General features: G+C 41.9%; 23 protein-coding genes, 2 rRNA genes and 1 pseudogene. 10 read left to right on the top strand and 16 right to left on the bottom strand.

Annotated features, from left to right (window positions below; all coding sequences use genetic code 11):
* From J502_RS08020 to J502_RS08010, 3 genes are all read left to right on the top strand, one after another.
* A 23S ribosomal RNA gene (locus J502_RS08020) occupies positions 1 to 290 on the top strand; the annotation flags it as partial.
* Positions 291 to 480: 190 nt separating this feature from the next.
* Positions 481 to 595: ribosomal RNA gene (gene rrf / locus J502_RS08015) — 5S ribosomal RNA — on the top strand.
* Positions 596 to 768: 173 nt separating this feature from the next.
* The gene (locus J502_RS08010; RefSeq protein WP_034683754.1) at positions 769 to 2,046 is read left to right on the top strand and encodes a M20/M25/M40 family metallo-hydrolase; all 1,278 of its coding nucleotides are present in this window, start codon (positions 769 to 771) and stop codon (positions 2,044 to 2,046) included.
* A gap of 49 nt (positions 2,047 to 2,095) precedes the next feature.
* On the opposite strand, the gene J502_RS08005 is transcribed toward J502_RS08010, so the two are convergent.
* The gene (locus J502_RS08005) at positions 2,096 to 3,478 is read right to left on the bottom strand and encodes a dihydrolipoyl dehydrogenase (RefSeq protein ID WP_005018429.1); all 1,383 of its coding nucleotides are present in this window, start codon (positions 3,476 to 3,478) and stop codon (positions 2,096 to 2,098) included.
* Positions 3,479 to 3,685: 207 nt separating this feature from the next.
* Here J502_RS08005 and J502_RS08000 point away from each other — a divergent pair.
* Positions 3,686 to 8,009: pseudogene (locus tag J502_RS08000) on the top strand (Ig-like domain-containing protein).
* A gap of 162 nt (positions 8,010 to 8,171) precedes the next feature.
* On the opposite strand, the gene J502_RS07995 reads toward J502_RS08000, so the two are convergent.
* Both J502_RS07995 and J502_RS07990 read right to left on the bottom strand, forming a co-directional pair.
* Complete coding sequence (locus J502_RS07995; protein WP_005407025.1) at positions 8,172 to 8,609, bottom strand: protein tyrosine phosphatase family protein; 438 nt, start codon at positions 8,607 to 8,609, stop codon at positions 8,172 to 8,174.
* Positions 8,602 to 8,937, bottom strand: coding sequence for a protein tyrosine phosphatase family protein (locus J502_RS07990; RefSeq protein ID WP_005018435.1), 336 nt, complete (start codon positions 8,935 to 8,937; stop codon positions 8,602 to 8,604). The genes J502_RS07995 and J502_RS07990 overlap by 8 nt, the downstream gene beginning before the upstream one ends.
* 262 nt (positions 8,938 to 9,199) lie before the next feature.
* Between J502_RS07990 and trxC the strand changes: the two genes are divergently transcribed.
* Positions 9,200 to 9,631 (top strand): thioredoxin TrxC, encoded by a 432-nt coding sequence (gene trxC / locus J502_RS07985; protein WP_034683751.1) that lies wholly within the window; start codon positions 9,200 to 9,202, stop codon positions 9,629 to 9,631.
* Positions 9,632 to 9,686: 55 nt separating this feature from the next.
* Positions 9,687 to 10,055, top strand: a complete 369-nt coding sequence (locus tag J502_RS07980; RefSeq protein ID WP_171071758.1) for an acyl-CoA thioesterase — start codon at positions 9,687 to 9,689, stop codon at positions 10,053 to 10,055.
* A gap of 42 nt (positions 10,056 to 10,097) precedes the next feature.
* Here J502_RS07980 and J502_RS07975 read toward each other — a convergent pair whose 3' ends face one another.
* Complete coding sequence (locus J502_RS07975) at positions 10,098 to 10,601, bottom strand: DUF4442 domain-containing protein (protein ID WP_034680273.1); 504 nt, start codon at positions 10,599 to 10,601, stop codon at positions 10,098 to 10,100.
* A gap of 27 nt (positions 10,602 to 10,628) precedes the next feature.
* Positions 10,629 to 11,117: a YajQ family cyclic di-GMP-binding protein gene (locus J502_RS07970; protein ID WP_005018442.1), complete on the bottom strand. Its 489-nt coding sequence runs from the start codon at positions 11,115 to 11,117 to the stop codon at positions 10,629 to 10,631.
* 91 nt (positions 11,118 to 11,208) lie between these two features.
* Between J502_RS07970 and J502_RS07965 the strand changes: the two genes are divergently transcribed.
* Entirely contained in the window at positions 11,209 to 11,523 is a 315-nt protein-coding gene (locus tag J502_RS07965) for a rhodanese-like domain-containing protein (protein ID WP_005018447.1), read from the top strand.
* A 72-nt stretch (positions 11,524 to 11,595) separates the two neighbouring features.
* Here the strand turns inward: J502_RS07965 and mnmC are convergent, their stop codons facing one another.
* The 4 genes from mnmC to J502_RS07945 are packed head-to-tail and all read right to left on the bottom strand — an operon-like array spanning position 11,596 to position 14,978.
* Entirely contained in the window at positions 11,596 to 13,503 is a 1,908-nt protein-coding gene (mnmC, locus tag J502_RS07960; protein WP_034683749.1) for a bifunctional tRNA (5-methylaminomethyl-2-thiouridine)(34)-methyltransferase MnmC2/FAD-dependent 5-carboxymethylaminomethyl-2-thiouridine(34) oxidoreductase MnmC1, read from the bottom strand.
* A gap of 39 nt (positions 13,504 to 13,542) precedes the next feature.
* A complete protein-coding gene (locus J502_RS07955) occupies positions 13,543 to 14,031 on the bottom strand; it encodes an SH3 domain-containing protein (protein ID WP_005018451.1) in 489 nt (162 codons plus the stop codon).
* A 4-nt stretch (positions 14,032 to 14,035) separates the two neighbouring features.
* Positions 14,036 to 14,338: a YciI family protein gene (locus J502_RS07950; protein ID WP_034683747.1), complete on the bottom strand. Its 303-nt coding sequence runs from the start codon at positions 14,336 to 14,338 to the stop codon at positions 14,036 to 14,038.
* 25 nt (positions 14,339 to 14,363) lie between these two features.
* The gene (locus J502_RS07945; RefSeq protein ID WP_005018456.1) at positions 14,364 to 14,978 is read right to left on the bottom strand and encodes an inner membrane-spanning protein YciB; all 615 of its coding nucleotides are present in this window, start codon (positions 14,976 to 14,978) and stop codon (positions 14,364 to 14,366) included.
* A gap of 44 nt (positions 14,979 to 15,022) precedes the next feature.
* On the opposite strand from J502_RS07945, the gene J502_RS07940 reads away from it, so the two are divergent.
* Positions 15,023 to 15,889, top strand: a complete 867-nt coding sequence (locus J502_RS07940) for a PHP domain-containing protein (RefSeq protein WP_034683744.1) — start codon at positions 15,023 to 15,025, stop codon at positions 15,887 to 15,889.
* A gap of 6 nt (positions 15,890 to 15,895) precedes the next feature.
* Here the strand turns inward: J502_RS07940 and J502_RS07935 are convergent, their stop codons facing one another.
* Together J502_RS07935 and radC are read right to left on the bottom strand one after the other, a co-directional pair.
* Positions 15,896 to 16,807, bottom strand: coding sequence for a bestrophin family protein (locus J502_RS07935; protein ID WP_005018461.1), 912 nt, complete (start codon positions 16,805 to 16,807; stop codon positions 15,896 to 15,898).
* 42 nt (positions 16,808 to 16,849) lie between these two features.
* The gene (radC, locus tag J502_RS07930) at positions 16,850 to 17,575 is read right to left on the bottom strand and encodes a RadC family protein (RefSeq protein ID WP_005018462.1); all 726 of its coding nucleotides are present in this window, start codon (positions 17,573 to 17,575) and stop codon (positions 16,850 to 16,852) included.
* Positions 17,576 to 17,686: 111 nt separating this feature from the next.
* Between radC and coaBC the strand changes: the two genes are divergently transcribed.
* Positions 17,687 to 18,952, top strand: coding sequence for a bifunctional phosphopantothenoylcysteine decarboxylase/phosphopantothenate--cysteine ligase CoaBC (coaBC, locus tag J502_RS07925; RefSeq protein ID WP_034683741.1), 1,266 nt, complete (start codon positions 17,687 to 17,689; stop codon positions 18,950 to 18,952).
* Positions 18,953 to 19,013: 61 nt separating this feature from the next.
* Here the strand turns inward: coaBC and secB are convergent, their stop codons facing one another.
* The 4 genes from secB to rsgA all read right to left on the bottom strand — a co-directional run bounded on the left by secB (position 19,014) and on the right by rsgA (position 21,346).
* Positions 19,014 to 19,466 (bottom strand): protein-export chaperone SecB, encoded by a 453-nt coding sequence (secB, locus tag J502_RS07920; RefSeq protein ID WP_005018466.1) that lies wholly within the window; start codon positions 19,464 to 19,466, stop codon positions 19,014 to 19,016.
* A gap of 27 nt (positions 19,467 to 19,493) precedes the next feature.
* Positions 19,494 to 19,751 (bottom strand): glutaredoxin 3, encoded by a 258-nt coding sequence (grxC, locus tag J502_RS07915; RefSeq protein WP_005018469.1) that lies wholly within the window; start codon positions 19,749 to 19,751, stop codon positions 19,494 to 19,496.
* A gap of 11 nt (positions 19,752 to 19,762) precedes the next feature.
* The gene (locus J502_RS07910; protein WP_005018472.1) at positions 19,763 to 20,185 is read right to left on the bottom strand and encodes a rhodanese-like domain-containing protein; all 423 of its coding nucleotides are present in this window, start codon (positions 20,183 to 20,185) and stop codon (positions 19,763 to 19,765) included.
* Positions 20,186 to 20,287: 102 nt separating this feature from the next.
* Positions 20,288 to 21,346: a small ribosomal subunit biogenesis GTPase RsgA gene (gene rsgA / locus J502_RS07905; protein ID WP_005018475.1), complete on the bottom strand. Its 1,059-nt coding sequence runs from the start codon at positions 21,344 to 21,346 to the stop codon at positions 20,288 to 20,290.
* A 126-nt stretch (positions 21,347 to 21,472) separates the two neighbouring features.
* Here rsgA and orn point away from each other — a divergent pair, with 126 nt between their 5' ends.
* Complete coding sequence (orn, locus tag J502_RS07900; RefSeq protein WP_005018477.1) at positions 21,473 to 22,036, top strand: oligoribonuclease; 564 nt, start codon at positions 21,473 to 21,475, stop codon at positions 22,034 to 22,036.
* A gap of 88 nt (positions 22,037 to 22,124) precedes the next feature.
* Here orn and J502_RS07895 read toward each other — a convergent pair whose 3' ends face one another.
* The gene (locus tag J502_RS07895; protein WP_005018479.1) at positions 22,125 to 23,906 is read right to left on the bottom strand and encodes an acyl-CoA dehydrogenase C-terminal domain-containing protein; all 1,782 of its coding nucleotides are present in this window, start codon (positions 23,904 to 23,906) and stop codon (positions 22,125 to 22,127) included.
* Between the last annotated feature and the right edge of the window lie 94 nt (positions 23,907 to 24,000).

Below are 24,000 nucleotides of genomic sequence, written 5' to 3'. Positions count from 1 at the left end.
TCTACCGTGGGCGCTGGAAATTTGAGAGGATCTGCTCCTAGTACGAGAGGACCAGAGTGGACGAACCTCTGGTGTACCGGTTGTGACGCCAGTCGCATCGCCGGGTAGCTATGTTCGGAAGGGATAACCGCTGAAAGCATCTAAGCGGGAAGCCTACCTCAAGATAAGATTTCCCCGTGACTTTATGTCACCTAAAGAGCCGTTCAAGACCAGGACGTTGATAGGTTGGATGTGGAAGCATAGTGATATGTGAAGCTGACCAATACTAATTGCTCGTGAGGCTTGACTATACAACACCCAAACAGTTGTATACAAAGCATCAATCGATTCATAAATATGCAATATCCCTTGATTCAGCCTAATGCTGGAACATACAATTCAGACCCAGATCTGCCCGCTGTTAATAACTCATTTGGACTAAAGTACGGCATATACTGCACCGCAGTTAAATCAGACCCGAACAAGTCCATCAACAGTTGTGCTGGCGACCATAGCAAGAGTGAACCACCTGATCCCTTCCCGAACTCAGAAGTGAAACCTCTTAGCGCTGATGGTAGTGTGGGGTTACCCATGTGAGAGTAAGTCATTGCCAGCTCATTATTCTAAAAAACCCCCTCATATGAGGGGGCTTTTTTTTATGCGGAGGGTTTTATATAAAATAATAATTACTTTTAATAAATAAATTATTATATTGATTTTTCACTTATTTAAACTTCAGCTTGTGAGCTGTATTTATAAAGCAGATAAATTGATAGGGATTATTATTAAATGAAAAGACAATTAAAATATGGCATAGGTATAGGTGTATCACTTTTTATTTGTACTTTAATCAGTCATGCCGCCTCAGCTCAAGAATTAATAAAAGTAGCTGAGTCACAAAAGCAGCATTTTTTAAATACTTTAAAAGACTTAGTAAATATTGAGTCCAGTAGTCGCGATATAGAAGGGCTGAATATAATTGCAAAGCAGGTAGCCCAACAACTTAAAAATACGGGTGCTCAAGTAGAAATTATTACTAATCACGATATTTATCGTATGGATGATACGCCCGAGCAAGTGGGACCAGTTGTGAAAGCAACCCTTAAAGGTAAGGGGCAAACTAATATTATGCTAATTGCGCATATGGATACAGTTTATCCAAAAGGCTCGTTAGCAAAACAGCCATTTCGTATTGAAGGTGATAAAGCATATGGCTTGGGAATCATTGATGACAAGCAGGGAGTTGCATCGATTATTCATATTCTGTCTATACTTAAAAAATTAAACTATCAGGACTACGGCACCATAACAGTATTGATGAATTCAGATGAAGAAATCAGTTCGCCAGGTTCCCGTAAACTGATTAGTAAAATTGCTCAACAGCAGGATGTCATATTTTCATTTGAGGGTGGGGGAACAGATGGAAGTTTACGCTTGGCTACCAGCGGTATTGGCGCTGCCTATTTAGAGGTTAAAGGTAAGGCCTCTCATGCGGGCGTCAAGCCTGAAGATGGGGTAAATGCATTAACTGAGCTTTCTCACCAGATATTACAGCTGCAGGATCTGTCTGATGCTAAAACAGGTTTAAAATTAAACTGGACAGTTGCTACAGCTGGCAAAACCCGTAATGCAATACCAGAAGAGGCTCAAGCCCAGGCAGATGTACGTGCCTTAGACAATGCCGATTTTAAGAAAGTTGAAAGAATATTGGCTGAGCGGATAAAAAATAAAAAATTAAAAGACAGCCAAGTGGCAGTTAAATTTGAATTGCGCCGGCCTCCTTTATCTGCAAGTGAGCAAGCTCGATCAATTGCCAAGCAGGCCCAACAAATTTATTTGCAAGAATTCAAACAGCCATTAAATATTCTAACTGAGGCAACAGGTGGAGGGACAGATGCTGCCTTTGCTGCGCTGGATTCCAAAGCAGCAGTCATCGAAGGAATGGGAGTTTCAGGATATGGAGCCCATTCCAATCAGGCCGAATATATTCTGGTAGAAAGTATTGTTCCACGTTTATATATGGCTACTCGGCTCATTATGGATATTTCAGAGCAGAAAAATAAATAGTTTTATATAAGACTAGAGTAAAGCCATGAATTCTTATTCATGGCTTTATTTAATTTAGGACATTTAATTGTCTGCGTGCGTGCTTTAATGCTGTTCTTAATCCTTCTTCCATAGTTGGGTGATAAAATGGTTTTGCAAGTAAGTGATCAATAGTTATATTTTCGGCCATCATCCAGTTTAGCAGATGAGCAAAATGTTCAGCCTTGTTTACTAACAATTCTGCACCCAGTAATTGTTTAGTCTGTTTATCTACGTATACCTCAACTTTGCCCACATTCTTTCCTAATACGATGGCTCTTCCCTGTTTCTCATAAAAAACTTCTCCAGTCACAAATTGAGAGCCTGCTTTAACCAGTTGTTGATAACTTTTTCCAATTATAGCCATTTCTGGTTGGCTAAATACAATAGATAGGGGCGTAAATAATTTTATAGGTTGAATATGGGGGTAACTTAAACAGTTATGTACAGCAAGCTTGCCTTCTTGTGCTGCCTCATGCTGAATGGGAGTATCTGTATATGCATCGCCTACTATAAAGATAGGGTACTCAGCAAGCTGTTTAGTTTCTGGATGAACAGGAAGATTTTTAATATCTTTAAAATCAGAATGAATCTGGTCAAGTTTTAATATATTTAGAAGACTTTTCCTTCCGGTAGCTACTAACAAATAATCAACTTCTAAGTCTTTAAATTTTCCATTCTGCTGATAACTTAACTTTACCCCATACTCTGTTTTTACTACCTGTTCAGGTAAGGTGTTATATAAAATAGATAACTCTTTAGCAAATTCCTGCTGGGCGATTTTCTGAAGTTCTGGACTACTTAAATTACCTATCCGCTGACTACGTGCAAATATGGTTGTTTTTACATTTAAACGTTGCATGGCTTGTGCGAGTTCAAGGGCAATTACACCGCTACCCACTACGGCCAGTGAATTGGGTAGAGTCTCGAGCTCAAAAATATCATCTGATGTAATTAAACGATCCTGAAGTTCTTTTTTCCATTTAATATCGAAGCTTGGAGTTGAGCCAACTGCAACAATAAAGCTTTTAGCCTGATAATGCTGGCTATTCACTTCTATGGTGTTGGCATCAATAAAATGTGCCTGTCCAGAGATTTTATGAGCTTCATTCCAGCTTTTTACATCCATCAGAGTAGCTTTTACAAATTGATCTCTGAGCCGTCGTACATGTGGCATGACGTGAGCTGTATTAATCTTGCTTTTAGCTTCTAAGCCAACTTCATCTGCATGATGTATATCATGCATCCGGTTAGCTGAAGAAATCAGAACTTTACTTGGCATACAACCTACACGGGCACATGTAGTATCCCAAGAGCCATCATTGATAATTAAAATATTTTGTGTATGTTTAATTGCCTCCTTATAGGCACCGATGCCGGCTGTGCCTGCCCCAACAATAATAAGATCGTACATTTATCTACCTATTTTAAAAGATTTTTTATAGTCAAGGATTCATCATATAGTGTTGTAATTTTTGGTTTGTATCTTTTGTTAAAACTAATTAAAGAAAGGTATTAATAAAGAATCAGATTGATAAAAAATGTTATTTTAAGTAAATTTCACTTATAACTAATCAATTTTTAAATGATTTGAATTTTACAAGAAATATAGGATCTATAAATGTCTAACTATTTAATCAAGTTGAAAAAACTTGGGGTAAATTTTACTCTTCTTGCTACCTCTATATCGTTAGTAGCTTGTGGAGGTGGAGGAAGCGAAGGATACTTTAATAATGAGGGCAGCGGCTCTTCTCCTGGTAATAATTCTGGAGGTAATGAGTCAACTCCAGATTCCTCTCAAGTTGCTGAAAGCTTAAATATCAATTTGCGTGATAGTTCTGGTGAAAGCTTGATTCAAGCTATTGATAATTCTAATGTACAGATTACTGTACAAGTACTCAATGCTGATAAAGGTGGAATTTCAAACAAAAATGTACGTCTCTCTATAAACGATAGTGAAAATCTGGGTATAACTAGTAAAAGTTCTTTAGTCACTACAGCAGAAAATGGTATTGCTGTATTTGAGGTCAATATACCTCGATTAAATACTCAATCTGGAAAGGTGCAAATTACAGCTACTTTAGATGGAACAACTATCAAGCAGATTTATACTTTGAATATTGCTAAGACATCAACAGTTCAGAGTAACTATAATTTAAATGTCCAACAGGGAGTTGTCCTTAATATACCAAAAGGTTCAGTCACAATTAATGCACAAGTAACTGACCAGAATGGAGGAGTTAAAACAGGACAAAATGTTATCTTAGCCCTTCCAAAAGAAATGCAGGAAAAAATTTTCTATCTCTTCTGGCTCCTCATTGACTACAGATAATAAAGGTAATGTTTCTTTCACAATTACTTCAAATTCTGATTTAAGTGCTGAAGAAATTCAAAACTTTATTGGAACTTCACAGAGTCTAGAATTCAAGCTTATTGATGAGTATCAAGCACAACGTATTGTTAAAGCTGCAATTACCTTTAAAGACATATCTCAAATAGTACAAAAGCTTGAAATTATTAAAGAAGATACCCCTATTGTTGCACAAGGCGGTTCTACTATTATTAAAGTCCGAGCTAAAAATAGTAATGATATACCTTTAGCAAATAAGAAAGTAAAGCTAATTTTTACAGATAAGAGCGATGCTTACGGCGTGAGCCTGGATCAAACCGAAGTAACGACCAATGCTGCCGGATATGCAGAATTTATAGTACGTACTAATTCCTCATACCCAATTGCACTTTCTCAGCAAGGTATTAATTTAAAAGCTCTCTATACAGATAATGCAGAAGTTTTTGCCCAAGATACGGTTTCTGTAATTACTACAAATACTGGTGCTACTGACCAGCTAGCTTTACAGCGTTTAGAAATAGCATCATCTTATAAAATTAACGCGAAAAATGACTCTGTTAGTATTACTGTAAAAGGTATTAATAATAAAGGAGAAGCTGCTACTAAAGGTAAAGTAACTTTGAGTTTAAACTCGGAAGCTCTCGCGAATGGGGTAACTTTTGAAGGTAGTGCAGAACAGGAATTCAGAACAGGTTATGTCACTTATATTTTAAAAACCAATGCTAAGACAGAGGCAGCAGTAGCAGATTTAGTTCAAGCCGGCATTACTGCAACGTTTAAAACAGACAATAATTTAACTAATACTATTAAAATTGCTGTAGAGGATGAAGCAAAGTCTGAGGAGGCTGTAGGTTATCTGACAATTGATCCCATTAATAATGCTTTTGATTATACAAAAGATCAGACTGTTGAATTAAGAGTAAAAGCAGTGGGCGTTAAAGGAAGCGCATTAAAAGGTGAAACAATCAACATTAGCCTACCTGCTTTAGTTACTTCAGACTTACAAGCTTTAGGTCTAAGTTTAATGGGCCAATCTTCAACTAATACTGATGAAACAGGATATGCCACATTCCGTTATCAATATAAAGCAAATAATAGTGAGCGACAGAGAGAGCTGGTTGGAGGAGGTATACGTATTACAGCTACATCAGCTTCTGATAATGCTCAGCAGTCTATTATTTTAAATTTTAAAGCACCTACTGAACAAAATGAAATAGATTTAGATTACTTGACTGTAGATATGCCCGGGAATCTGGTATTGAAACCAGGGATAGAACAGACAATTCAAGTGGCAGTTAAAGCTACAGGTACGAATGGAACAGCCTATGCAAGTCAGAAAATTGGCATAGGTTTAAATGAAGCAGCTCTAAGTAATGGCGTCAGCCTTGCAACAGCTTCATCTTTAATTACTAATTCAAGTGGGCAGGCTGTTTTCAGTTTAAAGGTTAAAGCTAACAGCGTCACCGAACTAACAAATCTGATAGCAAATGGCATTACGATTTCTGTAAAAGGCTACCGTAAGGATGGCTCTAGCTACCTACTGACACGTAAAATTGATATTAGTCAACCACCTGTAATTTTACCAAATTTAGCAGGTCTAGCAATTTCTTATGATATGCAGACTGTATCAGTATTAGGTGGAGAAGTCCGAGTTAAAGTTATCGCAAAAGATAGTGCAGGGAATATCATTCCGAATACCCCGTTGGCTCTTGCATTGTCTGGTCTAGCCGGCTCAAGAGTTTCTTTATCAGATTCAGCTCTTTCTACAAATAGTAAAGGTGAAGCTGAGTTTTCAGTTAAGGTCGCTGAAGGTACATATGATGCTAATTTGATTAAAAATGGAATTACTTTTGCAGTTGTAGGGACTAATTTAAATAATGGTGATCGTATCCAGCAGACTGGAACTATTCAAGTGGCAATACCGAGAGATTCAGTTAATCTGCGTTTAACCTCGGAACAGGATAATCTTGAGTTGGGTAAAGCTTACCAGATTCAAGTTGCAGTAAAAGATGAATTAGGTGCTAATACAGCTTATCCGGTCAATTTAACTTTAAATAGTGAAGCAGTTACAGCAGGAGTTAGACTCAGTGCGGATTCTGTAATGACTTCTGCAAATACTAGTGTTCCTGTTTCAATTACTCTTCCGAAAAATATACCGGAGATTACTAAGCAGGCATTGTTAACATCAGGCATTAAGGTTTATGGCTTTATTACCAATCCTAAGGGTGAAAAACTTGAGACTGTTCTAAATTTCACAGTTTCTGAAGTGATTAATACCAACCATTTAATCTTGCAAAGTTCAAAAACAAATTTAAGTGTCAATGGTGACAGAGCAATTATCACAGCCACATTGTTAGATCAGAATAACCAACCTGTTCGTAATCAGGCAGTTAAATTATCAGCAAATAATTCAGCAACATTAATTATCGGTACTCCTGGAGCAGGTCATCCTACTAATACCAGTGAACCACAAACTGTAATAACAGATTCAAATGGTAATGCATTCTTCTCAGTAGAAATTGATAGTAAAACAGTTGATGGTGGCTTATTAGTTGCCAGTGGGATTGAATTAACTGCTAGTCATACTAATGAAGCAGGTACTATTACACAAATTCATCGCTTAGCCCCTTTTAGACCTGTATCAGTTGCCCCACAGCCAGCTCGTTATAATGTACGTATACAAGCCACAAAGCCAAGTTTAAATGTACGTAATGATTTAACTGATGTCACAGTTACTTTAGTCGATGCAAATGGTGGTGGAATTTCTGATAAATATATTGAGTTAGCTATTGAAGATTTTAATCGTAATGGAGCAATTATTGTTGGCCCTTCAGGATTAACTACCAATATAAATGGTCAAGCTACATTTAAGGTTCAGATTGATGAATTTGCGCGGGCTGTGGGTTATGATGCCGCCTCCTTTGCAGCAGATGATCTAAAACTGACTGCAAAATTTAAAGAAGATGGTTACCTAGAAGCTACACAAACAACTCAAGTGAATATAGTTCAATCACTAATACAGAATCCAGTAGCTTCAATTGTAATTGGCGTAAATCCTACCGAAGTTACTTCATCTACAGATGGGGTGTATTACACACGTAATCTTTCAGTTAGTGTAGTAGACTTTGATGGTAAACCTCTGTCAAAACAGGAGGTTAAAATGGATATTACCCCGATTCTGTATACTAAAGGCCAATATAAATGGGAACTTGTAACAGATGCATTAGGTAACCAAAAAGAAGATTGGGTTATACATCCAACAGCAGGATGTCTTGCTGATCCTAATGGTACTGCTGTAACAAATGGGCAAGTAATTAATATTCCTGTGAAGGTACCTACATTCTTGGGATCAGAAAGTACAGTTGCAACATATACAACAGATGCGCAAGGAAAATTTGATTTTACGATTCGATACCCGAAAATATATGCACAATGGTTAACTGTTCAAATTGGGGCGGCTTCTACTGTAGCCACTTTGCCTGCCCGTACAACTTATAATCTTGGTTTAGCTTCACTTAAATCTGATTATAGTACAGATGGTGCTTATGGTCCTAATTTAACAAGCCCGTATGGTACGAATTTTTCTTGTCCTTAATAGATGAAAGAAGCTAAAAAACAGCGCCTAGGCGCTGTTTTTTTATGAATGTCCGTATCTGAAAATTAAAGTGAGGTTCCCACACTTACCCCAACAGTTGGGCGTACATTCATAGAACTGCAGCCCATCAAGGTAAGTGAACATAAAAGAACGAGTAAAATTTTATTCACGTAATAATCCCTGTTGCTTGGCCTGATTAAATAGAGCAGTCGAGCGCCCCCCACTACGACAGACCAGCAGAATCGGTTTGGGCAGGCTATTATAATAACGAGCAAACTCAACAATATCCGGCTGTGAAACTTTTACACTTTCAACAGGCTGGTAAATCAGACTTACATGAGACTTTTCTGCAACAGTCCGGAGCTGATTTACGGTTACAGGATTGCCGAGCTCACCGTCGGGCCGGTTAACAATGACTGATTTAAAACCCTGCTTGAGTAACTGCTGAAACTTTACCAAATCCATCTGTCCGGCTACGCTAACCTCTTCATTTAAAGGTTTGCTGATGATGGCCTGGTCAGTAACAGCAGCATTGACTGAAGAGATGGCACTTCCACACCAGCCCAGACTGAGCAGAAGGGCGCATATGTATTTAGTCATCCAGCAGGTCCATCTGTTTTGCTAATTGATAGAGGTTATTTGAGCGATTGCCAGTACGGCAGAACATTAAAATAGGTTTTGGCAGTTCATTATAGTGATTTGCAAATGTGCGCACATCAAGTTCACTGATCTGGCCAGCAACAACAGGCTGATAGACATAATCTAGGCCCGCAGCTCGAGCGGCCTCTTCAATCTGCGCACTGGTAGGCTGTTCAGCACCACCTTCCATATCTGGACGGTTATTGATGATCGATCTGAAACCTTTTTCAACTACTTGTGACACATGATCAGGGCCAATCTGGCCTGCAAAACCTACATTCTCGCTCATTTTTTTACTCCATAGACTCATAAGGAATTTATGCAGACATGATAGCATTAAGCAAGATTATGCGTCGAAATCGGTAGAAAATTAATAAATTTTTCCCAACAAAATATTAATGGATCTGATGAATATTTTTGATTGTAAGGTTTTTTAATCATATATGGGCTGAGGGCAGATTTAGAGTTTCTATTCTTATAAAATAATACTATTTGAAAAGTCGGGCATACTCGCATTAAAATTTTCATATACATTGACTGGATGAAAATGAATGATTCTTGTATGTCCAAGCTGCAGTGCAAAAAATCGTGTACCAGAGGAAAAGCTTGATGCAGCTCCGAATTGTGGACAATGTCATGCTGCCTTGCTTCCACGAGCACCAATTGAGTTAACTGAGCAGAATTTTAGTAATTTCATGAGTCATAGTGATCTGCCTGTACTGATTGATCTATGGGCCGACTGGTGTGGGCCATGCAAAATGATGGCGCCACATTTTACTGAGGCTGCCAAACATAACCCGCATGTTATTTTTGCCAAGATTAATACCGAGACTTCTCCACGCTTAGGTGCTGCATTTAATGTCAGAAGTATCCCGACCCTGGTACTGATGAATAAAACCACAGAAGTTGCTAGAATAAGTGGCGTCCTTCGATCTGCCGAGTTACAACAATGGCTGGATCAGCAACTTAAAGTCCGGAGTTAATGTGTCAGATACTAATCTAAAACCTGAAGGGGTATTGTCTCTTCAAACAATTGCTATGCCTGCTGATACCAACTGGAGCGGAGACGTGTTTGGTGGCTGGATCGTTTCCCAGATGGATTTAGCTGGTGCAATTCATGCTGAACGTTTTAGTAAAGGACGATGCGCCACTATTTCGATTAACCAGATGACTTTTCTGGTACCGGTTAAAGTGGGCGATGTAATTAGCTGTTATACCAAAATTTTAAAAGTTGGTAATACTTCAATCCAGATGCAGATTGAAGTCTGGGATAGCCATGATTCATCACGGCCAGCTAAACGTGTTACAGAAGGAGTTTTTACTTTTGTCGCTGTAGACGTAAAAGGTAATAAACGCATAATTCCAGAAGAGGTTAAGCAGAAGTTTTTAGAGTCACAACAGGTTTAAAATAAAAATCCCAGACATAATCTGGGATTTTTTATATTGTCATTAAGACGGTTTAAGCCGATCTTTAGCGACCCAGGCCCACAGCATTTCACACTGAATGGGCTCTTCACCAGACTCATCTACCACTGAGACTGTAACGAGCGTTTCGCCTTTCTCCGAGGTTTGCATCATCTGCTGCTGTTCAGCAGACAAAGTTGCTACAGCGGTCATCGCTCCTTGAGTGGGCCGTTTAAAGTCAATTTTAAAACTTTTAATCAGTACAATAGCATTTTGAGGAACATTCATTGCAGTTACAAAACCAGTAGCAGTTTCGGCAAGAAGTGTCATGGCACAGGCATGAATCTGACCAATATGGTTCTGCATGACATGATGATTTGCCATACTGACTACCACTTTGGATGCGGTTACTTCAAGATAACGAATCTTTGCTGTACCTACCATTGGCACCACCCGACCAAATGCTCTACTCCACAAAGTACTGCGCAGGCCTTTAGGAAGCTTTGAGGTGGTCTTGATCAGTCTGGACAAGCGATTATTATGGGCCATGAGGTTTCTCTTGCAAGCAATAGTGTCTTAATCTTTGAAGTTGTTAAATTGTAGTGGCAAGCCAAACTGCTGCTCACGCAGAAAGTTCATTACCTGCTGCAGGGTATCGCGCTTTTTGTCTGTTACACGGATTTTGTCACCCTGAATCGATGATTGCACTTTAATCCCACTTTCTTTAATGGCTTTATTAATTTTTTTTGCCGTATCTGAGTCAAGACCATCTTTAAGTTTGATCACCTGGACTACATTTTTTCCTGAAGCAGTCGCTTTTTGGGGATCGAGTGCCTGTACATCAATTTTACGTTTATAAAAGTGATTCTCTAACATGCTATACACTTGTTCACATTGGAAATCACTTTCTGTGCTAATTTTAATTTCTTTATTTTTTTCATTTAGTTCGATGGAAACATCCTGGCCGCGGAAGTCAAACCGGGTTGCAATTTCCTTTTGGGTATTTTGAACAGCGTGATTAACTTCAAATAACTCTAATTCAGATACAATATCGAAAGATGGCATGGTTTAGACCTTTACAAAGGGAAAGAATATCTGAGATGCTAGGGATGTTTTCTTCATTTGCCAAGTATTGTTTACATCAAAGGAGTGCGCAATGATCCGTAAACAAGAAATTACTACATTTGAGTTCCCAGAAAATGCTGTTATCTGGGATGTCCGTGACACAGGTGCATATGCAGAAGGTCATATTCGAGGTGCGATCAATCAGCCTATCAATGATCTGAGCGCGGAAAGCTTGTCTCAGGTAGCAGCGGATCAACCGATTTATATCCTGTGCGGTGGTGGCAGTAAAGCCCCGCGTGCGGCTGAAATGCTTGAAAGCATTGATGACTCGCGTGAATACGTGGTGTTGATGGGAGGGACCCGAGCAGCACGTGATGCAGGATTGCCTTTGGAACAAGAAGGATAGAAAAAAGCGCCCCAGAGAGGGCGCTTTTTTTCAGACTATGAGTACTGTCCAGCTTCGCACAGGCTGGTTGATTCAAGAATTTCTTTGCTGTTTTAAACGTTTTTGAAACCGTTGAGGGTTGAGCTTCTGTACTACACTGGCCGGTACAGGGCAGGCTTCTTTAAATACCAATGCAGCCAGTATTTCACTACATAAGGGTGCATACAGAAAACCTTTAGAGCCTAAACCGGAAAAAGTATAAATTTCTGTATCAGACCCCATTTTGCCTAGCAGGGGAAAGTAATCCATAGTTTGGGCACGAATAGAGGCACGGCCCTGCCAAGCTTCTATAGGCGGTAAAGTGGCTGCATATTCTGGAAATACTTTTGCAAGAAGTTCTGCATTATGCTGATGATCTTCAGCCAGGACTTCATCATCTTCACGGCCTGGTAAGAACGAAGCGCCAAGAAGCAAATTTTCAGCATCAAATTGCAGACAATAGCCGCCATAACTGATGGCTTCCTGCATATTCAAAGGTTGTGCCGTATTATTGACCCAGCTTACTTGCCCTCGAATTGGCCGTAGTGTCGGGCAATTGCTGAGCAGTGACTGGCTCTGCCGAGCACAGCACACCACCACATGGTCAAATTTACCCAGAGATTTACCGTTGGCGTCATATAAGACGGTGTCTTGAGCTTCCGGAATAATACGTTCCACGGCTGCCTGCGCAAACTGGATCAGTGAATGTTCTAAAATCTGGTCACGTAACAGATGTGGAGAGACACCGCCAGCTCGATTAAGCCGTAGACTTTCAGACTGTGTAGAAAGCGGGTGACATTGAGCAGTTTGTACTGTAAGTAATTCATCCGGATATTGTTCTGCCAGACTCAAGAGCTGCTCGCTTTCTTTTAAAGCCATCTGGTGAATCTGTAATGGCCGGAAAGCTCTAAATTGCTGATAATGATTAAGTGCATATTGCCAAGTAACTGTCATTAAATGGGTATGACTTTTTTCGATCTGGCTGAGCTTCGGATTTAACAGGGCAAGTGGATTTCCGGAGGCGCCAGCTAAAGGCGCATTGTAGTCAAACAGTTTAACCTGATGGCCACGCTGGGCAAAAGACCAGGCTACGCTTAGTCCGGCAATACCTGCACCAATCACAGCGATCTGTTTTTGCCGATGAGTTGTTTTAACAGCTATTCGGGGGGGGGGTTGTCCTGAAGACAGACTCTCTGGTTTTTCCTGCTTTTCAGTTGCAGCATCGGCAACGGACGGCTGCCAGATCGCTTTTAACATTTCACGCTTATGACCAAAACCACGTGGACGTGTAACCTGAATGCCGTGACTACGTAACCCCCGCTTGAGAACACCGGCGACGCTGAATGAAGCAAATGTAGTACCATGGTCAGATAAACGGACAATATGATTTAAAACCTGTTCTTCCCACATATCCGGATTACAAGAAGGCGCAAAGCCATCCAGAAACCAGGCATTTACAGATGCTGTCTTTTCCATAAGGGGGAACATATCATGTGCATCTCCCAGCCATAGGTCAAGGCTAAAGCGTTCTTCAGGAAATGACAGCCGGTGACAGCCTGCAATCAGTAAGGGATACTGCTGGAGCAGCTGCTCAGCTAAAGGAGCAAGTTCTGGCCAGGCTTTTAATGCACGGATCAGATCAGGTTTGCCAAGCGGAAACTTCTCTACACTGATTGCATGCAGATGGCTATGATTATCAGGTCTGACCTGTTGCCAAAGTTGCCATAACGCTAGAATATTCAGTCCAGTACCAAAACCGGTTTCACCTACACAGAAATATTCAAAGTCGTTTAAGGTAGCGAGGCGTTCAGTCAAGTCATTGCCATTTAAAAAAACATGGCGTGTTTCCAGCAGACCGTTATCTTTGGAGAAATAGACATCTCCAAACTGTCGGGATACCGGTACCTCAATATTATCGATAAGTTGCCAGTCTAAAGCAGCTGTTTGAATCGGATAGGACAAACCATAAAACCCTTTATTTATGCAGAGAAAAAGTGGAAATTACCACTGACGCCGGCGCTTGGTGTATACATAACTTGCAATAAGAAAACCCATCAATACGCCTACAGCTAAAGTTGCTGCGCCGTAGAGAAACATCTGGGCACTACGTTCACTCTGTAAAACCTGAACCTGTACAGCAAGGCTATCATTTTTTAATTGCAGTTCCTGATTTTGTGCCAGTGCGTCCAGATTGGCTTTTTCCAGTTGTTGCAGGCGTATACCTTGATCTTTGATCAGTGTTTTAATCTTGGCATCTTGCAAGGCCTTATTTTTGGCGAGTTGTTCAGCTGTTAAAGGCCGGACTTCCTGAGGTTGGCCTGTAGGGGCAACTGTTGCAGCGACAGCCATAGCGGCTGGTCGGTTAGCCGTATTAGCATTTAGTGGGGCTGTTACAGGTGCAGCTGCTACAGGTTCACTGACTGCTTCAACAGCCCAGGCGGTAGAACAAAAAAATAGAATGCCCAGACAGCTTTGGACTACAACACGCATGAATTTATCCTTGAGGAAAGGCTTTATTGAAAGGCTTGACATCGATATGCGCATAAACACCAGCTTTTAGGAAAGGCTCTTCTTTAAGCCAGGCATCCAGTGCTTCACGGCTATCAAACTCAACAATCATAGTACTGCCATAAAAACCTGCCTGAGGATCAGCAGGGTCTTTAGGCATCGCACCTGCTACGATCAGGCGGCCTTCGTCATTTAGCTTTTGTAACCGTTCAATGTGTTGAGGACGTGTGGCGAGACGTTTTTCAACTGTACCCTCGTGATCAGTACAGCTTAATACAAATAAAGGCATGAAATTTTGACCTGTATGACACACCTTAAGCTTCGGGCGACTTAAAGTGTTTACGTAAGACTATGAACTGAATAATGATAAAGGAAAACATAACAATCATGTCACCAAATGCCGTAAATTCTCCCCAATATTTTCCATTCATCCAGATAAAGGCAAAGAAAATATGCAGGCAGGCCATGACTACAAACATGGCAGCCCAGGCAAAGTTCAGATTCTTCCAGCCCTTTTCGGTCAGGTTGAAAATAGGACCAAATAAACGCTGGATCAGCGGTTTACGTTCTTTACCGAAAAATGGCGACAAAAGGAAAGCTCCGGCAAAGACCAGATTCAAAATGGCTGCCTTCAGACGGATATAAAAATCATCGCTAAGCATCAAAGTGATACCACCAAAAATTACGGTCATAAACAGTACAATCCACTGCTGTTTATCCAGACGGAATTTCTGCATGACAAATAAAGCACCATACACCACCAACATGGAAATGATGAGTCCTGTGGTCGCCACCAGAATATTATTGTTATCTACACCGCCCGCAGAGCCGATCAGTTGTAAAAGTGGATGTTGGGTATCATCTGGTTCAACCGTCTTGTACAGATAAAAGAAAATAATCAGTGGAACAAAGTCCAGAAGCGCTTTCATGTTAGAGTATCAGTTCTGTTTAAATAAATAGCATAGTATAAGAGATGCACGGCATAGATTTACATACACACAGCAATATTTCTGATGGAACTTTGTCTCCAGAGGCGCTGGTGCATGCTGCTGTTGCAGCAGGTGTTCATACCTTGGCCCTTACAGATCATGACAATATGGACGGCATCCAGCGGGCTAAAGCCTGTAGCATGACACTTGAGGCTCCTTACTCACTCAGGATTATTTCTGGTGTAGAGATTTCAAGCCAGTGGTCACGTCCTGCCACCAAAAAGAGTTATGGTGTACATGTGGTTGCACTGGGCATGCAGAATCCAGCCCCATTATTGCAAATGCTTGAGCAGCAAAAACGGATACGTGCAGCACGTGCCAGACACATTTGTCATCTGCTCACCGATATTATTCAGGTAGATATTTATGAGCAGGTTTTGGCGCTGGTTGAAGGTGAACCTGACCGAATCACCCGAACACATATTGCCAAAGCACTGGTACAGCAACAGATTGTATCCCGGCCACAGCAGGCTTTTGACCGTTATTTAAAAGAGGGGAAAAAAGCTTTTGTAAATTTTGAAGGTCTAGGCCTGGCCGAAACCATTCAAGTTATACATGTCAGTCGTGGTTTTGCAGTTTTGGCTCATCCAACTCGTTATACCTTGTCGGCCACCAATATCCGTTACCTGGTCGAGTTATTTGCAGAGTCTGGCGGGGATGCCATCGAATTGCCACCGGCCAGTGACCCGACTTCTACTCGCCAGATGATTGACCGGCTGATTCAGCAGTATGCACTGAAGGTTTCAATTGGTAGTGATTATCATGGTGAAAACATGCCTTGGCTCAAACTGGGCAATGTACCTTCACTCCGCCCAGACCAGATTGGGATTTGGGAAAGTTTTTCGCTATAAACCTGTTTAGAGAAGATTATCGTCCTGTGCCTGAATTGGGGGAGGCGTAGGCTTACCTAAAGTGCCGAGCAGTTCAATTTCAATCAGTCGTACCATGGAGTCTAGCGGTAAGTCATTACTTTGGGTGCCAAACGGTTCTTCAAGTTCTGTACTCAGTGCATCAAGCCCCAGGAATGTATAGGCCAGCAGCCCGACCAGAAATGGGGTAAGCAAACCTAAAGTCTGGCCCAGACTAAAAGGCAGCAAGAAACAGAAACAATAAACAGTACGGTTAAGCAAAACCGAATAGGCAAACGGAAGAGGCGTATTGGCAATCCGGTCGCAACCAGTCTGGACCTCACTCAGTGCTGCTACATTTTGATTCATCTGTGTATAGATGATGTCGGAAATTTCGCCTTCTTTTAAAGCCAGCAACAGTTCCCACTGAATCAGGCTCAAAGTATACTGCGGCGCATTATGGTGCTGATAAAGCTGGGTCAGTGCCTGCTGTGACATACCGCTGGTCTGCAAAAGTTCAGTAGGATTAGCAGTCTGATGACGCAAACGGTCACGTAATACATTGGCAAATACAATGACGTGCTGAATAATACGTTCACGACGTGCCTGTGGCAGTACACGGCAGTCACGGTCAAAATGGCGGGCATTGGCAATCAGAATACCCCAGAGACGCCGGGCTTCCCACCAACGGTCATAACAGGCGGTATTTTTGAAACCCAGAAAGATCGAAAGTACTACTCCAATTAAAGTAAAACCGGCTAAAGGAACTTCCGGAAAGCGATACAGATCAATATATTCAATTCCGCCTACAATGGCTGAGATGAGCATAACAATCCCAAGCGGCGGCAGAATTTTAGGTAGAATTGTACCGCGCCAAGAAAATAATAACTTTAAAACATCGGGTTGCTCGCGGACAATCATATCTGCTAAAACGTCACTGGGTTTAAGCTGATCTTTACGGCTTCAACCAGCTTTGTCAACCTTATTCTCGACCTGTTCTGAAGTATTGAATAAGCCCTGCTCAGCAAAGGAAAAACTGCATTCTGGAGAGATAATAAAATGATCAAGCAGGACAATTTCTACTAACTTACAGGCCTGAGATAATTGCCGTGTAAGTTCCAGATCAGCCGGTGAAGGTTGTGCCTGTCCAAAAGGATGGTTATGTGCAATAACCAGATGACAAGCATGCTGTTTTAAGGCATAGCGCAAAATCTGGTTGATAGATACGGCACAATGATTCAGTGAACCAAAAAATAATTTCTTGAAACTGAGCTTGCGCAGGTCATTATCCAGACAGAGCACTGCAAAAACTTCCTGCCGTTCTCCCAGCAGTTCGTAACGTAAATAGTCTAACACCTGAGCTGAAGAGTTAAGCTCGAGCTGGGGCTGGTGGAAATATTGCTGGAGGTAACGCCGTCCTAACTCTTTAACTGCCATGAGCTGTGAATATTTACTAGGTCCCATGCCATGGAACTGGCTTAGGTCACTCAGTTCGGCATCAAATACCGGACTCAGGCCACCAAAATGCTGAATCATCTGTCGTGCCAGCTCCACTGCTGAATGCTGTCTAGAACCGGAACGCAGGAAAATGGCCAGAAGTTCTGCATCGGAAAGGCTTTGTGCTCCTTGCTGTAATAGCCGCTCTCTGGGCCGTTCCTGTTCCGGCCAATGCTTGATTGAATTTTGCATAATAGTTCACTTTTCTTGTTTATTTTCGTTTTTATATTTCCAGCCGAGAGGCTTGGGTCAGCAGATATTTAATGCTATTGTGAGCGGCACTGCAACAGAGGATTACTGTTCGTGAGCTTTGATTTAAGTGTAATTTCAAATAAAAATATTATTGTCGCTGTCACGGGCGGAATCGCCGCCTATAAATCTGCTATTCTGGTCCGCCGGCTAAAAGACTATGGTTTTAATGTCAGAGTAGTGATGACGCATGGTGCCCAGGCTTTTATCACACCGCTGACTTTCCAGGCCCTCTCAGGTAATCCGGTATATACTGAACTTTTAGACCCTGAAGCTGAAGCAGGAATGGGGCATATTGAACTGGCACGCTGGGCAGATCTGGTTCTGGTTGCACCCGCCAGCTGCGATACACTGGCAAAATTCGCTGCCGGTCTTGCCGATGATTTGCTGAGTACCTTATATCTGGCGACTAAAGCTCCAGTCTGGGTAGCGCCAGCAATGAACCAGCAAATGTGGGCAGCAAAAGCTACACAACGAAATCTGGCGACACTGGTTGAAGATGGTGTTCATGTGGTTATGCCAGAAGCAGGTGCTCAGGCTTGTGGTGATGTCGGACTTGGTCGCATGCCGGAACCAGAAGATCTGGCCCGTCAGGTTAAAGACTATTTTCATAAAGCCCAGCGTGCTATTGCTGAAAAATTTGGTCTGCTGGCCAGCAAACATGTGGTCATTACAGCAGGTCCGACCCGCGAAGCGATTGACCCGGTACGTTATATTTCTAACCATAGTACCGGAAAGATGGGTTTTGCTCTGGCCGCGGCCTGCTATGCAGCGGGAGCTAGAGTTACCTTAATTGCTGGCCCGGTAAGTCTGGATACGCCTAATGGGGTAAGACGCATTAATGTATCTTCAGCAGTTCAGATGTTAGAACACAGTATGCAGATGCTGGAAGAAGGCTGTGATATTTTTATCGCCACCGCAGCTGTTGCCGATTATCGTGTGGCAGAAGTTGCTGAGCATAAAATCAAGAAAGCCGGCGATGAGCTGAATGTTTCCCTGATTAAGAATCCCGATATTGTGGCAACTATTGCCCAGCAGCAAAAGCGCCCATTTATGGTCGGTTTTGCAGCAGAAACCCGTAATGTAGAAGAGTATGCAGCTGGGAAGCTGATTGCGAAAAAGCTGGATATGATCGCTTGTAATGATGTATCACGGAATGACATCGGTTTTGCTTCCGATGAAAATGCCATGATTGTATTTTTTGCCGAGCAGTATCATCTGCAAAAACGTGAGCTGGAAAAGGCGTCTAAGCAGGAAATTGCCCAGCAGCTGGTTGAGGCTGTCGCTGATGCACTGCATCAAAATGCCACTGTATCCTGATGTATAAAAAACAGTTAATAAAAAAGACCGCAGATTGCTGTCTTTTTTTACAGGCTGGTAATTAAGCCTGACCTTCAGCATCGGCAGCCCGTTGCATATTAGCTTCAAACTCGGCATCAAAGTTGATTGGAGTTAAAAGCAATTGCGGGAAGCTACCTTTAGTAACCATATCATTTACAGCTTCACGCAGGAACGGAAATAGGATATTCGGGCAATAAGCACCCAGAATGTAAGGAAGACGCTCTTCCTCAACATTATCTACCAAAAAAATGCCTGACTGTGTTACATCGACAATAAACGCAGTATCGCCGGCATTGTTCGCTTGAACTACTACTTTGAGTGAAACCTCAAAATGAGTCGGATCAATTTTCTCTGCGGAAGAGGATAAATTGATATTCAGTTCAGGCTGCCATTCTTTGGTAAATACTTGTGCCCCTGGTACTTCAAAAGAAATATCCTTAGTATAAATACGCTCTAAGGCAAGTTGTGGTTGAGTTTGTTGTTCTTCACTCATTCTTTATATCCTTGATATGGAAACGGGTTAAGCTAAAAGACTATCGAGTTTACCTTCGCGCTCAAGAGCATAGAGCTGATCAAAACCACCGATAAACTGATCTTTAATAAAAATTTGTGGAACAGTACGATGATTAGTGCGCTGCATCAACTCCACACGTACTTCAGGTGCTTCATTTGATAAGTTAATTTCTTTGTATGCTACACCTTTACGCTCAAGAAGCTGTTTAGCACGTACACAGTACGGGCAGAAGGTGGTTGAGTAAATTGTTACTTCAGCAGCCATAAAATATCTCCTTAAGCTTTGGTGGTTTTATTACCTTTTACCAAGGGTAAACCTTGGGCTTTCCAGTTGCTAATGCCACCGTCGAGACGGTAACTGTCATTATGTCCAACTTTCTGTAGCGCACTACCTGCAACCTGACCCAGATTACAGATAAAAACTAAAGGACGTTCTGTCGCTTTTAATTCATCAACATGATTGGCGATCTGGCTATAAGGGATATTTCGACTACCACTAATATGGCCTTCACGAAAATCTTTAGCATCACGCAAATCGATCAGCATGGCATTTTTTGCCTTGACCAGAATTCCAAGTGACTGCGGTGAAATTTTGCGGCCATTTCGCTGCCCTTCAAAAATGAAAAACAACACCAGCAAAACCCCTAACGTACCAAACAAAAAGGGGTGATTCCCCATAAATTCAAGCCAACGTTCCACAAGTCACCTAATTCAAATCAAAACTGATCTAGAGTATATCGTATATATATGGTGATCAAAATCATCCCTTCAAGGGATGGGCTTTAGAAAACCGTAATAAAACTAATTTTTTTGCTGAGCTTCAGCAATCTCATCCTGCAAGCGTAAATAGCTTTCCAGACGACGGGGCAGAATTTCTCCATTCTTGGCCGCCTCTCTGAGCGCACAATGTTTTTCATGGGTGTGAGTACAGTTACGGAACTGACAGTGCCCCAATAGATTTTCAATTTCAGGAAAACCGCGCTGAACCTTATCTGCATCCAGATGCCACAGGCCAAATTCACGAATTCCAGGCGAATCAATCAATGCGCCGCTAGTTCCAAAACGGATTAAACGCGTAGAAGTAGTCGTGTGCTGACCTAAAGCAGAATTCTCGGAAATTATATTGGTTTTCTGAGAGGCATCAGGAACAATTGCATTGATCAGGGAACTCTTTCCTACACCAGACTGGCCTACAAATGCGACAGTTTCACCATCCAAGCGTTTTGCCAAAGCAGACAGATCACCTTTAGACTGTGTTTGCATGACTTCATAACCCAGTGCTTCATATTCGGACACTAGCTGTAAAATAGGATCATTCTGGCTGAGCAGATCAGTTTTGTTGAGTACTAGAAGCGCAGGTATCTCGGCATCTGCACATGCAACTAAATAGCGGTCAATTAGCATCGGGGCCGGTTCTGGCAAGACAGCAAAAACGACTACGATCAGAGAAATATTAGCTGCAACCGGTTTGACCTTATGATAGCGATCCGGACGGGTGAGTAAGGAAGACCGCGGATGAATCGCTGTGATAATACCTAAACCGGTATTGGGGTCGGCTTGCCATTTGACCCGGTCTCCTGTAACCAGTAATTCTAGATTGGTACGGGTATGGCAGCGCCAGATACTGCCCAGTTCCACCGGTTTCCAGAATGGCTCCGGTTCACCTGGCTGGGTCACAGGTTGTGGCGGATGTTCAACAGGAACAGACAAGGCTTCCACTTCAAGCTGGCGGCCATAATGCTGTACCACCAGACCTTCAAGGTCATTTGAAGTATCGATTTCTTCCTGACGTGTTTTTTGCTGTTTCTGAATCCGGCGTTGCTGTTGTTCAGTCAAGCGACGTTTACGAATTAATGCCATTCATATCCTGAGAAAAACCACCTGTTAAGGATGGCAAAAATAGCATGAAGCGGGGTTGAAGTTACAGCCAAGATACAAGAAATTTGCTACTATTATTACTTTCCAAGTACATTAAGATGGTCTTTCATGAGTAGTACCCCAGATACACGGTTAATTTGGATTGACCTGGAAATGACCGGTTTAGATACCGATAACGATCAGATTATTGAAATTGCAACAATTATTACAGATGATCATTTAAATATTCTGGCTGAAGGTCCGGTACTGGCTATTCACCAGTCTGATCAGGTCTTAAATGCAATGGATGAGTGGAATACTCGCCAGCATGGACAATCGGGTCTGATTCAGCGTGTACGTCGTAGTACTTTAACTGCTCTTGAAGCAGAACAGCAGACGATAGATTTTCTAAAAAAATGGGTTAACCCGAAAACTTCACCAATGTGTGGTAACTCGATCTGTCAGGATCGCCGTTTTCTGCACCGGTTAATGCCAGAACTGGAACAATTCTTTCATTACCGTAATCTGGATGTTTCTTCAGTCAAGGAACTGGCGAAACGCTGGCGGCCAGAAATTATGAGTGGCCTTAAAAAGCAGGCATCACATCTGGCAATGGATGACATTCGTGACTCAATCCGTGAATTGAAATATTATCGCGAGTATTTCTTTATTACACATGATAACCAGCATTAAGATATTTTTAGACTCAAATATGCTGCTGAATTGAAATATCAGTCATAAAAAAACGCCTGAATTTACAGGCGTTTTTTTAGATATTGAATCAGGATTGTGATGTAAAGAACTCTTCACTAAATTCCATCACCAGGTCAGAGCCAGCATTAATCTTGGCAATACGCATAGACAGTTCAGGTAAAATGCGCTGTACAAAGTAATGTGCCAAGGTCAGTTTGTTCTGGTAAAACTCACCAGATTTATATTTTGCTGCCGCTGCAATACGTGCAAACATATAACTGAAGCTGAGCAGGCCAACTGCATGCAGGAAGTCAACTGCAACAGAGTTAGAGAAATCCGGTTTTTCTGATGCCTGTTCAATGATAAAACGACTTACCGCTTCAATATCAGTTGCCGCGTCTAGTGTTGCATCTTTAATGAAGTTGAGATGAGTATCCATATTGTTGGCAAAATCACGGATCTCTGCAATGTACTCTTCCAGGAAAGCACCATTATTTTTTATCAGCTTACGGCCAATCAGATCTTGTGACTGTACACCATTGGTGCCTTCATAGATCTGGGCAATACGCAGATCACGAACACATTGTTCCATACCCCATTCGCGAATATAACCGTGCCCGCCGAAAACCATTTGTGCATCCAGAGTTGCCTGGAATGCCGTATCCGTTAAATATGCTTTAGCAATTGGAGTGAGCAGGGCCACGCGATCATTGGCTTTTTTCACAGCTTCCGGGTCAGTAGAGAACTTGGTAATATCCAGTTGCTGACCTACATACACCGCAAATGCACGTGATGCTTCATTGTTAGCACGAACATTAAGCAGCATACGGCGTACATCACCATGAACCAGAATACTGTCGGCAACCTTGTTTGGTGATTTTATACCTGAGGCGTTACGACCTTGAATACGGTCAGTAGCATACTGAGCTGCATTCTGGTAGGCGAACTCGGAAGCTCCAATACCTTGAATGCCCATTGACAAACGTTCATAGTTCATCATAACGAACATGGCTGCCAAGCCTTCATTCTCTTTACCAACAATAAAGCCTTTAGCGCCATCAAAATTCATTACACAGGTAGCGGAGGCTTTAATACCCATCTTATGTTCAATAGAGCCTGGTCCGACAGGGTTACGTTCACCTAGACTGCCATCTTCATTGACCAGAAATTTTGGAACAATAAAGAGCGAAATACCGCGTGAACCAGCAGGGGCATCCGGAGTTTTTGCCAATACCAGATGAATAATATTATCACTCAGGTCATGGTCGCCACCGGTAATGAAAATTTTGGTACCGGTAATGCTGTAACTGCCATCTTCATTCCGTTCTGCTTTGGTTTTAATAATACCCAAGTCAGTGCCTGCATGCGGCTCAGTCAGACACATGGTTCCTGACCATTCACCTGAATAGATCTTTGGCAGATAGGTTTCTTTTTGCTCCTGCGAAGCATAACTGTTAAGTGCCATACCTGCACCTACAGAAAGTAGGGGATAGAGCATGAAGGCCGGATTGGTCGCAAACAGCATTTCATCTGCCAATACAGTCAGCATTTTTGGCATTGCCTGACCGCCCCATTCTTCATCGGCGCCCAAGCCAATCCAGCCACCTTCTGCATATTGGCGAAAAGCTTCCTTATAGCCCGCAGGAGTAGTGACTGCACCATTATTATATTGTGCACCTTCTTCATCACCACTGCGGTTTAATGGCAGAGTCACGTTCTGTGCAAACTTGGCCATTTCTTCAAGAATTGCTTCAGCAGTTGCTGCATCTACATGGTTTAGGTTTTCATTGGCTTGCCAGAATTGTTCTGCCTGAAAGACATCATTCAGAATAAAGCGCATATCTGCAAGAGGTGCATTATAAATTGGCATAGTTCACCTGTTTATTGTTCGAATCAGTAGATTTTAATCAAGTTAAGTAAAGTGCCGTTATACCTTAACCGATTACGTACCAGATTTTGAGTAT

Origin of the sequence: Acinetobacter sp. 1294596, from assembly GCF_000582925.1 — a bacterium.
Classification (GTDB): Bacteria; Pseudomonadota; Gammaproteobacteria; order Pseudomonadales; family Moraxellaceae; genus Acinetobacter; species Acinetobacter radioresistens.
The sequence above is the reverse complement of the archived record's forward strand: the minus strand, read 5'-3'. Positions and strand labels throughout refer to the sequence as shown.

What these genes read in the sequence shown, in the direction of transcription:
- J502_RS08010 (WP_034683754.1), top strand. Translation starts at nt 769, where the DNA reads ATGAAAAGACAATTAAAATATGGCATAGGTATAGGTGTATCACTTTTT.
- J502_RS08005 (WP_005018429.1), bottom strand. Translation starts at nt 3,478, where the DNA reads ATGTACGATCTTATTATTGTTGGGGCAGGCACAGCCGGCATCGGTGCC.
- J502_RS07995 (WP_005407025.1), bottom strand. Translation starts at nt 8,609, where the DNA reads ATGACTAAATACATATGCGCCCTTCTGCTCAGTCTGGGCTGGTGTGGA.
- J502_RS07990 (WP_005018435.1), bottom strand. Translation starts at nt 8,937, where the DNA reads ATGAGCGAGAATGTAGGTTTTGCAGGCCAGATTGGCCCTGATCATGTG.
- trxC (WP_034683751.1), top strand. Translation starts at nt 9,200, where the DNA reads ATGATTCTTGTATGTCCAAGCTGCAGTGCAAAAAATCGTGTACCAGAG.
- J502_RS07980 (WP_171071758.1), top strand. Translation starts at nt 9,687, where the DNA reads ATGCCTGCTGATACCAACTGGAGCGGAGACGTGTTTGGTGGCTGGATC.
- J502_RS07975 (WP_034680273.1), bottom strand. Translation starts at nt 10,601, where the DNA reads ATGGCCCATAATAATCGCTTGTCCAGACTGATCAAGACCACCTCAAAG.
- J502_RS07970 (WP_005018442.1), bottom strand. Translation starts at nt 11,117, where the DNA reads ATGCCATCTTTCGATATTGTATCTGAATTAGAGTTATTTGAAGTTAAT.
- J502_RS07965 (WP_005018447.1), top strand. Translation starts at nt 11,209, where the DNA reads ATGATCCGTAAACAAGAAATTACTACATTTGAGTTCCCAGAAAATGCT.
- J502_RS07955 (WP_005018451.1), bottom strand. Translation starts at nt 14,031, where the DNA reads ATGCGTGTTGTAGTCCAAAGCTGTCTGGGCATTCTATTTTTTTGTTCT.
- J502_RS07950 (WP_034683747.1), bottom strand. Translation starts at nt 14,338, where the DNA reads ATGCCTTTATTTGTATTAAGCTGTACTGATCACGAGGGTACAGTTGAA.
- J502_RS07945 (WP_005018456.1), bottom strand. Translation starts at nt 14,978, where the DNA reads ATGAAAGCGCTTCTGGACTTTGTTCCACTGATTATTTTCTTTTATCTG.
- J502_RS07940 (WP_034683744.1), top strand. Translation starts at nt 15,023, where the DNA reads ATGCACGGCATAGATTTACATACACACAGCAATATTTCTGATGGAACT.
- J502_RS07935 (WP_005018461.1), bottom strand. Translation starts at nt 16,807, where the DNA reads ATGATTGTCCGCGAGCAACCCGATGTTTTAAAGTTATTATTTTCTTGG.
- radC (WP_005018462.1), bottom strand. Translation starts at nt 17,575, where the DNA reads ATGCAAAATTCAATCAAGCATTGGCCGGAACAGGAACGGCCCAGAGAG.
- secB (WP_005018466.1), bottom strand. Translation starts at nt 19,466, where the DNA reads ATGAGTGAAGAACAACAAACTCAACCACAACTTGCCTTAGAGCGTATT.
- grxC (WP_005018469.1), bottom strand. Translation starts at nt 19,751, where the DNA reads ATGGCTGCTGAAGTAACAATTTACTCAACCACCTTCTGCCCGTACTGT.
- rsgA (WP_005018475.1), bottom strand. Translation starts at nt 21,346, where the DNA reads ATGGCATTAATTCGTAAACGTCGCTTGACTGAACAACAGCAACGCCGG.
- orn (WP_005018477.1), top strand. Translation starts at nt 21,473, where the DNA reads ATGAGTAGTACCCCAGATACACGGTTAATTTGGATTGACCTGGAAATG.
- J502_RS07895 (WP_005018479.1), bottom strand. Translation starts at nt 23,906, where the DNA reads ATGCCAATTTATAATGCACCTCTTGCAGATATGCGCTTTATTCTGAAT.